Genomic DNA, 12,260 nt, shown 5'->3' with positions numbered 1-12,260 from the left:
CATAACGTTAACAACGCATGAAACAATTGTCACCATAATGGTAACGATAGTTGCAATCGCATCGGTGATATTTCCTCCCTCTTAGCGACTCATCATTCGTTCATCGTCACCCGCATATTCCTGCTCTTCTTGCTCTGCAGGCCGCTTTCCCTGTGATCATCAACCGGTTCAACCGTAAGCACGTCAACGTATACATTCTATCCTGAGCGTTAGCTCACACTGCTTCCACATAGTGAAACTTTTTGCACTATTTGTGATCGTGTCGTCTCGTCATGCTGCCTTTTGGTGCGCCATATTAGCCAGAATATTCTGAGTGCTTCCGTTTATTAAAAGATCTTTCCAGAGAATTCAGGATTCTGCAAACCTGGCATCAGGTTTGCAGAGTTGTGGATGGCTAACCACCACAGACATAAAAAAGCGCACAGTAAAGTGCGTGCAAACATAACAACACACGATATCGCCACACAGGATGCTTTATGAAAAAGATGATGCTTTCCACCCTGGTCGCTGCAGCTTCGCTATTCGCTGTTGCTCAACAAGCGCACGCTGGCACCACGTTGGATGCCATTAAGAAAAAAGGTTTTGTACAATGCGGCATCAGCGATGGCCTGCCGGGCTTCTCTTACGCTGACTCCAACGGCAAATTCACCGGTATCGATGTGGATGTATGTCGAGCGGCCGCCGCTGCCGTATTTGGTGACGCAACCAAAGTGAAATATACTCCGCTGACCGCTAAAGAGCGCTTTACTGCACTGCAGTCTGGTGAAGTGGATATCCTGTCGCGCAACACCACCTGGACGTCTTCCCGCGATGGCGGTATGGGCTTCCTGTTTGCTGGCGTGAACTATTACGACGGCATCGGTTTCCTGACCCACAAGAAAGCCGGCCTGAAAAGTGCTAAAGAGTTGGATGGTGCAACCGTATGTATTCAGGCTGGTACCGATACCGAGCTCAACGTGGCTGACTACTTCAAAGCCAACAAAATGCAATATACGCCAGTAACCTTTGATCGTTCTGACGAATCCGCTAAGGCGCTCGACAGCGGTCGCTGCGATACCCTCTCTTCTGACCAGTCACAGCTGTATGCGCTGCGCATCAAACTCGGCAAGCCAGACGATTTCGTGGTACTGCCCGAAGTTATCTCTAAAGAACCGCTGGGCCCAGTCGTTCGCCGCGGTGATGACGATTGGTTCACCATCGTGAAATGGTCGCTGTACGCGATGTTGAACGCTGAAGAGATGGGCATCAGCTCGAAAAATGTTGATGACATGGCCGCTAAACCTACCACTCCTGATATGGCTCACCTGTTAGGTGCAGAAGGCGACTTCGGTAAAGACCTGAAGCTCGATAATAAGTGGGCTTACAACATCATTAAACAAGTCGGCAACTATCAGGAAGTGTTCGATCGTAACGTTGGTAAAGACAGCGCACTGAAAATCGCGCGTGGCCAGAATGCGCTCTGGAATCAGGGCGGCATCCAGTACGCTCCTCCCGTTCGCTAATTCAGTCCTGCCAGTCGGGCGCCGCATCCTGCGGTGCCCACGCGTAATCTTCACTGAGGTTTTAACATGTCGCAACGCCCAACCGTAAAGAGGGATTTTTCGTTCGGTAATCCTACGGTTCGCGCCTGGCTTTACCAGATCATCGCGATTGTGGCCGTGCTTGCTGTGGTGGGATATTTAATTCACAACACGGTAATCAATCTGGCCAATCGTGGCATTACTTCCGGCTTCGGATTTCTTGATCGCAGTGCCGGTTTTGGCATTGTCCAACACCTGATCGATTACTCTGAAGGCGACACCTACGCCCGCGTATTTATGGTGGGGTTAACCAATACCCTGCTGGTTTCCGCGCTTTGTATTGTGTTTGCCTCTATCCTGGGCTTTGCTATCGGCCTTGCACGTCTGTCCGAGAACTGGCTGCTGCGTAAGCTTTCCAACATTTATATCGAGACGTTCCGTAATATCCCACCGCTACTACAAATCTTTTTCTGGTACTTTGCGGTGTTGCGTAATCTGCCCGGCCCCCGTCAGGCATTGAATGCCTTTGATGTCGCATTCGTCAGTAATCGAGGTTTGTATATTCCCTGGCCCGAATACGCGCCCGGTACCTGGCCGTTCCTGATCGCGCTAGCGCTGGCGGTACTGTGTTGCGTAGCTCTGTTCCGCTTCAAGCGTAAACATCAGCTTAAAACCGGGCAACTTCGCCGTACCTGGCCAGCTGCGGTGGGGTTAATTGTTTTGCTGCCGCTGATTGCGCATACCTTGTTCGGCGCTGCGATGCATTGGGATGTACCGGAACTGCGCGGATTTAATTTCCGCGGTGGCTTCGTGATGATCCCCGAACTCGCCGCATTAACGTTGGCGCTGTCGGTCTATACCTCTTCGTTTATCGCCGAAGTGATTCGCTCAGGGATTCAGTCGGTACCACATGGTCAAAATGAAGCGGCACGTTCACTTGGCTTGCCTAATCCCGTCACCATGCGTCAGGTTATTATTCCGCAGGCGATGCGGGTGATCATTCCTCCCCTCACCAGTCAGTATCTCAATATTGTGAAAAACTCATCATTGGCGGCCGCCATCGGTTATCCAGATATGGTCTCGCTGTTTGCCGGCACCGTGCTGAACCAAACCGGGCAGGCGATTGAGACCATCGCGATTACCATGGCGGTTTACCTGATTATCAGCCTGATCATTTCGCTGCTGATGAACCTCTACAATCGCAAAATTGCGCTGGTTGAGCGTTAAGAGAACGGGATCATTATGTCTATAACCACACACGAAACCCCACCGATTCCGACCAATCCGCTCAGCAAGGGTTGGCTTTGGGCGCGCAAAAATCTGTTCTCCAGCTGGCTGAATACGCTGCTGACGCTGTTCAGCATCTGGCTCATCTGGAATGTGATCCCACCGGCATTGAACTGGCTGGTTTTTCAAGCCAACTGGATTGGCGAGACGCGCGCGGACTGCACCAAAGAAGGCGCTTGTTGGGTGTTCATCCATGCGCGTTTTGGCCAGTTTATGTATGGGCTGTATCCGCATGAGCTACGCTGGCGCATCAATTTATCGCTGGTGCTCGGTTTGCTATCCATTATTCCGATGTTTATCAAAGCAATGCCGCGCCGCGGCCGTTATATCGCCTGTTGGGCAGTGGTATATCCGATCGTGGTTTGGTTCTTGATGTACGGTGGATACTTCGGTTTAGAGCGTGTAGAAACCCGCCAGTGGGGCGGCTTAACGTTAACGCTGATAATCGCTTCAGTAGGAATCGCTGGCGCATTGCCGTTAGGTATTTTACTGGCGCTGGGACGCCGTTCCGAAATGCCGGTAGTGCGCACATTATCAGTCATTTTCATTGAGTTCTGGCGCGGCGTACCGCTGATTACCGTGCTGTTTATGTCTTCGGTGATGCTACCGCTGTTTATGGCGGAGGGCACCACTATCGACAAACTGGTGCGCGCGTTGGTTGGTGTCATTTTGTTCCAGTCCGCTTATGTCGCGGAGGTGGTGCGTGGCGGTTTGCAGGCATTGCCTAAGGGCCAGTATGAAGCGGCTGAATCGCTTTCGTTAGGATATTGGAAAATGCAGGCGTTGGTGATTTTACCGCAGGCGCTCAAGCTCACCATTCCTGGGCTGGTGAATACCATCATTGCGCTGTTTAAAGATACCAGCTTAGTGATCATTATCGGCCTATTCGATCTCTTCAGTAGTGTGCAGCAAGCCACCGTTGACCCAACCTGGCTGGGGATGTCGACGGAAGGCTATGTCTTTGCTGCCATGGTTTACTGGATTTTCTGTTTTAGCATGTCGCGCTATAGCCAGTATCTGGAGAAGCGTTTTCACACCGGGCGTGCATCGCACTGAGGTTTAACATGACACAAACTATGACTAATGCGGCTGATGCCATGATGATTACACTTGAAAACGTGAATAAATGGTACGGCCAATTCCATGTACTAAAAGATATTAATCTGCAGGTAAAACCTCGCGAACGTATCGTGCTGTGCGGACCTTCTGGGTCGGGCAAATCGACCACCATCCGCTGCATTAACCATCTGGAAGAGCATCAGCAAGGGCGCATCGTGGTTGATGGTATCCATCTGAATCAGGATGTGCGCAATATTGAACGTGTTCGTACCGAAGTGGGTATGGTGTTCCAGCATTTCAATCTCTTTCCGCATCTTACTGTGCTGCAAAACTGTACGCTGGCACCAATTTGGGTGCGTAAAATGCCGAAGAAAGAAGCCGAAGAGTTAGCCATGCACTACTTGCAGCGGGTGCGCATCGCTGAGCATGCGCATAAGTTTCCTGGCCAACTTTCTGGTGGTCAGCAGCAACGTGTGGCAATTGCCCGTTCACTCTGTATGAAACCGAAGATTATGCTGTTTGATGAGCCAACATCTGCGCTCGATCCAGAGATGGTAAAAGAAGTGCTCGATACGATGATTGGCTTAGCAGAAGATGGCATGACCATGCTATGCGTAACCCATGAAATGGGTTTTGCGCGCACCGTGGCGGATCGGGTGATCTTTATGGATCGCGGTGAAATAGTGGAAGAGGCGCCGCCGCTGGAGTTCTTTGCAAACCCACGTTCCGAGCGCACACGGGCGTTTTTATCTCAGGTTATTCATTAATATTTAACGAGTTAGACACGAATAAGCCTCTGCCTGGTGCAGAGGCTTTTTTATGTTCAGTACCAGCGTTTTCGCCACTGTGAAATCGCTACATTACACGTCACACGTCGTTCACGTTGATTTGCGCATACAAAAAAGCCCTGAACAAATGTTCAGGGCTTCTGTGTTTGATGCCTGGCAGTTCCCTACTCTCGCATGGGGAGACCCCACACTACCATCGGCGCTACGGCGTTTCACTTCTGAGTTCGGCATGGGGTCAGGTGGGACCACCGCGCTAAAGCCGCCAGGCAAATTCTTTTAAACCGAACTCATGCCTGTAACTGGTGCTGATACCCAGAGTCGAACTGGGGACCTCACCCTTACCAAGGGTGCGCTCTACCAACTGAGCCATATCAGCACGCTAAATTTGATGCCTGGCAGTTCCCTACTCTCGCATGGGGAGGCCCCACACTACCATCGGCGCTACGGCGTTTCACTTCTGAGTTCGGCATGGGGTCAGGTGGGACCACCGCGCTACAGCCGCCAGGCAAATCTTGGTGCACGAAACGACTATTTTTCACTGATGCCGCGTTGCTCTTCCTCGCGCTGTTCGGTCACATACTTCAGTATGCTCCCTCTCATCGTCTCGGTCGGCGCCTCGCCTCAGCGCAAAATCTTTCGTTTCTGCTAATTCTTTATCCGGTAAAACAAGCTGAAAATCTCTGGTCTCTCTCACCAAAACGCCTCTGGCGTTGTAAGGTTAAGCCTCACGGGTCATTAGTACCGGTTAGCTCAACGCATCGCTGCGCTTACACACCCGGCCTATCAACGTCGTAGTCTTCAACGTCCCTTCAGGACCCTCAAGGAGTCAGGGAGAACTCATCTCGGGGCAAGTTTCGTGCTTAGATGCTTTCAGCACTTATCTTTTCCGCACTTAGCTACCGGGCAGTGCCATTGGCATGACAACCCGAACACCAGTGGTGCGTTCACTCCGGTCCTCTCGTACTAGGAGCAACCCCCCTCAATTCTCCAGCGCCCACGGCAGATAGGGACCGAACTGTCTCACGACGTTCTAAACCCAGCTCGCGTACCACTTTAAACGGCGAACAGCCGTACCCTTGGGACCTACTTCAGCCCCAGGATGTGATGAGCCGACATCGAGGTGCCAAACACCGCCGTCGATATGAACTCTTGGGCGGTATCAGCCTGTTATCCCCGGAGTACCTTTTATCCGTTGAGCGATGGCCCTTCCATTCAGAACCACCGGATCACTATGACCTGCTTTCGCACCTGCTCGAGCCGTCACTCTCGCAGTCAAGCTGGCTTATGCCATTGCACTAACCTCCTGATGTCCGACCAGGATTAGCCAACCTTCGTGCTCCTCCGTTACTCTTTGGGAGGAGACCGCCCCAGTCAAACTACCCACCAGACACTGTCCGCAGCCCGGATTACGGGCCTACGTTAGAACATCAAACATTAAAGGGTGGTATTTCAAGGTTGGCTCCACGCAGACTGGCGTCCACGCTTCAAAGCCTCCCACCTATCCTACACATCAAGGCTCAATGTTCAGTGTCAAGCTATAGTAAAGGTTCACGGGGTCTTTCCGTCTTGCCGCGGGTACACTGCATCTTCACAGCGATTTCAATTTCACTGAGTCTCGGGTGGAGACAGCCTGGCCATCATTACGCCATTCGTGCAGGTCGGAACTTACCCGACAAGGAATTTCGCTACCTTAGGACCGTTATAGTTACGGCCGCCGTTTACCGGGGCTTCGATCAAGAGCTTCTCCTTACGGATAACCCCATCAATTAACCTTCCGGCACCGGGCAGGCGTCACACCGTATACGTCCACTTTCGTGTTTGCACAGTGCTGTGTTTTTAATAAACAGTTGCAGCCAGCTGGTATCTTCGACTGGCTTCAGCTCCGGGAGCAAGTCCCTTCACCTACGCGCCAGCGTGCCTTCTCCCGAAGTTACGGCACCATTTTGCCTAGTTCCTTCACCCGAGTTCTCTCAAGCGCCTTGGTATTCTCTACCTGACCACCTGTGTCGGTTTGGGGTACGATTTCGTGTTACCTGGAGCTTAGAGGCTTTTCCTGGAAGCAGGGCATCAGTTACTTCACCACCGTGGTGGCTCGTCGTCACGCCTCAGCCTTAAGACACCCCGGATTTACCAAAGGTGTCAGCCTACACGCTTAAACCGGGACAACCGTCGCCCGGATAACCTAGCCTTCTCCGTCCCCCCTTCGCAGTAACACCAAGTGCAGGAATATTAACCTGCTTCCCATCGACTACGCTTTTCAGCCTCGCCTTAGGGGTCGACTCACCCTGCTCCGATTAACGTTGAACAGGAACCCTTGGTCTTCCGGCGAGCGGGCTTTTCACCCGCTTTATCGTTACTTATGTCAGCATTCGCACTTCTGATACCTCCAGCAACCCTCACAGGCCACCTTCAACGGCTTACAGAACGCTCCCCTACCCAACAACACATAGTGTCGCTGCCGCAGCTTCGGTGCATGGTTTAGCCCCGTTACATCTTCCGCGCAGGCCGACTCGACCAGTGAGCTATTACGCTTTCTTTAAATGATGGCTGCTTCTAAGCCAACATCCTGGCTGTCTGTGCCTTCCCACATCGTTTCCCACTTAACCATGACTTTGGGACCTTAGCTGGCGGTCTGGGTTGTTTCCCTCTTCACGACGGACGTTAGCACCCGCCGTGTGTCTCCCGTGATAACATTCTCCGGTATTCGCAGTTTGCATCGGGTTGGTAAGCCGGGATGGCCCCCTAGCCGAAACAGTGCTCTACCCCCGGAGATGAGTTCACGAGGCGCTACCTAAATAGCTTTCGGGGAGAACCAGCTATCTCCCGGTTTGATTGGCCTTTCACCCCCAGCCACAAGTCATCCGCTAATTTTTCAACATTAGTCGGTTCGGTCCTCCAGTTAGTGTTACCCAACCTTCAACCTGCCCATGGCTAGATCACCGGGTTTCGGGTCTATACCCTGCAACTTAACGCCCAGTTAAGACTCGGTTTCCCTGCGGCTCCCCTATACGGTTAACCTTGCTACAGAATATAAGTCGCTGACCCATTATACAAAAGGTACGCAGTCACCCCATAAAGAGGCTCCCACTGCTTGTACGTACACGGTTTCAGGTTCTGTTTCACTCCCCTCGCCGGGGTTCTTTTCGCCTTTCCCTCACGGTACTGGTTCACTATCGGTCAGTCAGGAGTATTTAGCCTTGGAGGATGGTCCCCCCATATTCAGACAGGATACCACGTGTCCCGCCCTACTCTTCGAACTCACAATCTGTGCACTTTCGTGTACGGGACTATCACCCGGTGTCGTGCGACTTTCCAGACGCTTCCACTAACGCACAAACTGATTCAGGTTCTGGGCTGCTCCCCGTTCGCTCGCCGCTACTGGGGGAATCTCGGTTGATTTCTTTTCCTCCGGGTACTTAGATGTTTCAGTTCCCCGGGTTCGCCTCGCAACACTATGTATTCATGTTGCGATGATGCACTGAGTGCACCGGGTTTCCCCATTCGGACATCGTCGGCTGTAGCGGTTCATATCACCTTACCGACGCTTTACGCAGATTAGCACGTCCTTCATCGCCTCTGACTGCCAGGGCATCCACCGTGTACGCTTAGTCGCTTAACCTCACAACCCACAGGCGTTTTGCAACGCTTGGGACTGCAAGCATTTGAGAGACTCGAACATGTTGTTATTCATTTCTTATTACGGAGAAATGAACCAACACGTCGTTTCAATTTTCAGCTTGTTCCGGATTGTTAAAGAGCATAATACTTCGCAGCACACCGTTTCCGGTTTGCTCTGAAGTATTGTTTTGAGTCACTGTAATGGTGGAGCTAAGCGGGATCGAACCGCTGACCTCCTGCGTGCAAGGCAGGCGCTCTCCCAGCTGAGCTATAGCCCCATACAGTTACTGCAGAGACCGCTACTACCACTCACCAGGAGTCCCGTTTTCACAAACGGTAATTTCTTTTCAGGCAGGGCAAAGTGTCGCGACGTATAGTTCACTATACGAGCGGCGCTTTAACGCAGCATGAGAAGAAATTTGGTAGGCCTGAGTGGACTTGAACCACCGACCTCACCCTTATCAGGGGTGCGCTCTAACCACCTGAGCTACAAGCCTGTAGAGGTTTTTTCTGCTCGTTACTTTCTATCAGACAATCTGTGTGAGCACTTCGCGGGAAGGTATCTTCAGGTAAGGAGGTGATCCAACCGCAGGTTCCCCTACGGTTACCTTGTTACGACTTCACCCCAGTCATGAATCACAAAGTGGTAAGCGCCCTCCCGAAGGTTAAGCTACCTACTTCTTTTGCAACCCACTCCCATGGTGTGACGGGCGGTGTGTACAAGGCCCGGGAACGTATTCACCGTAGCATTCTGATCTACGATTACTAGCGATTCCGACTTCACGGAGTCGAGTTGCAGACTCCGATCCGGACTACGACGCACTTTATGAGGTCCGCTTGCTCTCGCGAGGTCGCTTCTCTTTGTATGCGCCATTGTAGCACGTGTGTAGCCCTACTCGTAAGGGCCATGATGACTTGACGTCATCCCCACCTTCCTCCAGTTTATCACTGGCAGTCTCCTTTGAGTTCCCGGCCGGACCGCTGGCAACAAAGGATAAGGGTTGCGCTCGTTGCGGGACTTAACCCAACATTTCACAACACGAGCTGACGACAGCCATGCAGCACCTGTCTCAGCGTTCCCGAAGGCACCAAAGCATCTCTGCTAAGTTCGCTGGATGTCAAGAGTAGGTAAGGTTCTTCGCGTTGCATCGAATTAAACCACATGCTCCACCGCTTGTGCGGGCCCCCGTCAATTCATTTGAGTTTTAACCTTGCGGCCGTACTCCCCAGGCGGTCGACTTAACGCGTTAGCTCCGGAAGCCACTCCTCAAGGGAACAACCTCCAAGTCGACATCGTTTACGGCGTGGACTACCAGGGTATCTAATCCTGTTTGCTCCCCACGCTTTCGCACCTGAGCGTCAGTCTTTGTCCAGGGGGCCGCCTTCGCCACCGGTATTCCTCCAGATCTCTACGCATTTCACCGCTACACCTGGAATTCTACCCCCCTCTACAAGACTCTAGCCTGCCAGTTTCGAATGCAGTTCCCAGGTTAAGCCCGGGGATTTCACATCCGACTTGACAGACCGCCTGCGTGCGCTTTACGCCCAGTAATTCCGATTAACGCTTGCACCCTCCGTATTACCGCGGCTGCTGGCACGGAGTTAGCCGGTGCTTCTTCTGCGGGTAACGTCAATCGGTAAGGTTATTAACCTCACCGCCTTCCTCCCCGCTGAAAGTACTTTACAACCCGAAGGCCTTCTTCATACACGCGGCATGGCTGCATCAGGCTTGCGCCCATTGTGCAATATTCCCCACTGCTGCCTCCCGTAGGAGTCTGGACCGTGTCTCAGTTCCAGTGTGGCTGGTCATCCTCTCAGACCAGCTAGGGATCGTCGCCTAGGTGAGCCATTACCCCACCTACTAGCTAATCCCATCTGGGCACATCCGATGGTGTGAGGCCCGAAGGTCCCCCACTTTGGTCTTGCGACGTTATGCGGTATTAGCTACCGTTTCCAGTAGTTATCCCCCTCCATCGGGCAGTTTCCCAGACATTACTCACCCGTCCGCCACTCGTCACCCGAGAGCAAGCTCTCTGTGCTACCGTCCGACTTGCATGTGTTAGGCCTGCCGCCAGCGTTCAATCTGAGCCATGATCAAACTCTTCAATTTAAGTTTGATTTGCTGCAACAAGTGCAGCGATGCTCATCTGTAAAACGTCATAATGAATTTCATTATGTGTTCACTCGTGAGACTTGATATTTTGTTGCGTCCGGAGACGCTGATATCAATCCTGCGAGTGCCCACACAGATTGTCTGATAAATTGTTAAAGAGCGTTGCGAGCAGCGGGTTAACCGCCTGTCGCGAGGTGGCGTATATTACGCTTTCCCTCTTCAGAGTCAAACACTTTTTTCAGCGTTTTCATCCGGCGGGATGAATTTCTTCACTCCCTGCTGAGCCGCCTGCGTTGCCGCTTTGCCGTCTCAGTGGTGGCGCATTATAGGGATCCGAATTTTTTGCACAACCCCTTTTTTCGATCTTTTTAATCGACTGGCGAGTTTTCATTCTTTTCGCTGCGATCGCGAGCGATCTGTTCAAAAATCATCTTGTTTATCCGGCTTTTAAACCGCAGGCTTGGGTAAAAATGTAAAAGGAGAAGATCATGTCTATAGCCCTACGACCTTATAAGAACCATTTTCCGCAAGCCGGCGATCGCGTAATGATCGATAGCAGCAGCGTGGTGGTGGGTGAAGTACAGCTCGCCGATGACGTCAGCATTTGGCCGCTGGTAGCGATTCGCGGTGACGTGAATAAAGTGATGATTGGTAAAAGAAGCAATATCCAGGACGGCAGCGTACTGCACGTCACGCATAAATCCACCAGCAATCCGGAAGGTTTCCCACTAATCATTGGCGAAGACGTGACGGTGGGCCATAAAGCGATGTTGCACGGCTGTACTATCGGAAATCGTGTACTGGTTGGTATGGGATCGATTCTGCTGGATGGTGTAATTGTTGAAGATGATGTGATGATTGGCGCTGGTAGTTTGGTGCCGCCAGGCAAACGACTGGAGAGTGGCTACCTCTATTTGGGCAGCCCGGTTAAACAAGTACGACCGCTGAGTGAAGCTGAAATCGCCGGGCTGCTCTATTCATCCAACAATTACGTGAGTTGGAAGAATGAGTATCTCGATCAGGAAAGCAAAGTCCATTCTTGATCGTCAAATTTATCGCTGCTGCATCGCCTGCTTTAGCGTGGTAATCACTGGCGTGATCTCTGGCATCACGCCATGCCACAGTTGGAAAGCATGAGCGGCTTGTCCCACCAGCATGCCAACACCATCTGCCAGCTGCTGTGCGCCCTGCTGCTGGCACCACTGTAGAAATGGCGTCAACCCCTGTTGATAAAACATGTCATAGCAACGCGTTTGTGGATTAATAAGCGATGCAGCTAACGCCGGCACCTTGCCATCGACACCGCTTGAAGTCGCATTAATGATCAGATCAAATTGCTGACCCGCTAATTGCTCGAAGCTGGCCGCTTTGATTTCCCCGTTATGCTGGAAAATATTTGCCAGCTGCTCGGCACGTTCAACCGTGCGGTTCACCACCACTAATGAACATCCAAAAGAGAGAAGCGGTAGGATCACGCCTCGCGCTGCACCACCGGCCCCCACCAGCAGGATACGATCGTCCGACTGGATCATCTGCAAGCGTTCCAGATCGCTTAGCAAACCAATACCATCCGTGTTATCACCAAAGATCTTGCCCTGCGCATCTTTCTTTAATGTGTTCACCGCCCCGGACAATGCCGCGCGTTCGCTAAGCTCATCCGCAAATTCCCATGCCTGCTGTTTGAAAGGCAGTGTGACATTGGCCCCTTTACCACCATTCGCAAAGAAGTCTGTGATCGACTGGGGAAAACCCTCTAAGGGTGCACACTCACTGCCATATCGATGATCAATGCCGGTTTGCTCAGCAAAGAGGCTATGGATAAAAGGTGATTTGCTGTGGGCAATGGGATTACCAAAAACGGCAAAGTTTTTCATA

6 protein-coding genes, 3 tRNA genes and 4 rRNA genes are annotated in these 12,260 nt (G+C 52.0%); 5 read left to right on the top strand and 8 right to left on the bottom strand.

Annotation, left to right across the window (positions count from 1 at the left end; genetic code table 11):
• Positions 1–476 precede the first annotated feature (476 nt).
• The 4 genes from AAGR08_RS01085 to AAGR08_RS01070 all read left to right on the top strand — a co-directional run bounded on the left by AAGR08_RS01085 (position 477) and on the right by AAGR08_RS01070 (position 4,633).
• A complete protein-coding gene (locus tag AAGR08_RS01085; protein ID WP_097095850.1) occupies positions 477–1,502 on the top strand; it encodes an amino acid ABC transporter substrate-binding protein in 1,026 nt (341 codons plus the stop codon).
• Between the two features lie 66 nt (positions 1,503–1,568).
• Complete coding sequence (locus AAGR08_RS01080) at positions 1,569–2,747, top strand: amino acid ABC transporter permease (protein WP_345828091.1); 1,179 nt, start codon at positions 1,569–1,571, stop codon at positions 2,745–2,747.
• Positions 2,748–2,762: 15 nt separating this feature from the next.
• Positions 2,763–3,863, top strand: a complete 1,101-nt coding sequence (locus AAGR08_RS01075; RefSeq protein ID WP_097095848.1) for an amino acid ABC transporter permease — start codon at positions 2,763–2,765, stop codon at positions 3,861–3,863.
• Positions 3,864–3,871: 8 nt separating this feature from the next.
• Complete coding sequence (locus AAGR08_RS01070) at positions 3,872–4,633, top strand: amino acid ABC transporter ATP-binding protein (protein ID WP_097095847.1); 762 nt, start codon at positions 3,872–3,874, stop codon at positions 4,631–4,633.
• A 172-nt stretch (positions 4,634–4,805) separates the two neighbouring features.
• On the opposite strand, the gene rrf (AAGR08_RS01065) is transcribed toward AAGR08_RS01070, so the two are convergent.
• The 7 genes from rrf (AAGR08_RS01065) to AAGR08_RS01035 all read right to left on the bottom strand — a co-directional run bounded on the left by rrf (AAGR08_RS01065) (position 4,806) and on the right by AAGR08_RS01035 (position 10,382).
• A 5S ribosomal RNA gene (rrf, locus tag AAGR08_RS01065) occupies positions 4,806–4,921 on the bottom strand.
• A 33-nt stretch (positions 4,922–4,954) separates the two neighbouring features.
• A tRNA-Thr gene (locus AAGR08_RS01060) sits at positions 4,955–5,030 on the bottom strand.
• A 14-nt stretch (positions 5,031–5,044) separates the two neighbouring features.
• Positions 5,045–5,160 (bottom strand): 5S ribosomal RNA (gene rrf / locus AAGR08_RS01055).
• A gap of 208 nt (positions 5,161–5,368) precedes the next feature.
• Positions 5,369–8,273 (bottom strand): 23S ribosomal RNA (locus AAGR08_RS01050).
• A 201-nt stretch (positions 8,274–8,474) separates the two neighbouring features.
• Positions 8,475–8,550, bottom strand: a tRNA-Ala gene (locus AAGR08_RS01045).
• 142 nt (positions 8,551–8,692) lie between these two features.
• A tRNA-Ile gene (locus AAGR08_RS01040) sits at positions 8,693–8,769 on the bottom strand.
• Between the two features lie 73 nt (positions 8,770–8,842).
• Positions 8,843–10,382: ribosomal RNA gene (locus AAGR08_RS01035) — 16S ribosomal RNA — on the bottom strand.
• The 16S, 23S and 5S rRNA genes sit together here with 3 tRNA genes alongside, the layout of an rRNA operon.
• Before the next feature lie 491 nt (positions 10,383–10,873).
• On the opposite strand from AAGR08_RS01035, the gene AAGR08_RS01030 reads away from it, so the two are divergent.
• Complete coding sequence (locus AAGR08_RS01030) at positions 10,874–11,428, top strand: gamma carbonic anhydrase family protein (RefSeq protein ID WP_345828088.1); 555 nt, start codon at positions 10,874–10,876, stop codon at positions 11,426–11,428.
• Positions 11,429–11,437: 9 nt separating this feature from the next.
• On the opposite strand, the gene aroE is transcribed toward AAGR08_RS01030, so the two are convergent.
• On the bottom strand, positions 11,438–12,259 hold the full coding sequence (gene aroE, locus AAGR08_RS01025) for a shikimate dehydrogenase (RefSeq protein ID WP_345828086.1): 822 nt from the start codon (positions 12,257–12,259) through the stop codon (positions 11,438–11,440).
• Position 12,260: the final 1 nt, after the last annotated feature.

It is taken from the genome of Pantoea sp. BRR-3P (assembly GCF_039621635.1).
Taxonomy (GTDB): Bacteria; Pseudomonadota; Gammaproteobacteria; order Enterobacterales; family Enterobacteriaceae; genus Pantoea; species Pantoea floridensis.
The sequence above is the reverse complement of the archived record's forward strand: the minus strand, read 5'-3'. Positions and strand labels throughout refer to the sequence as shown.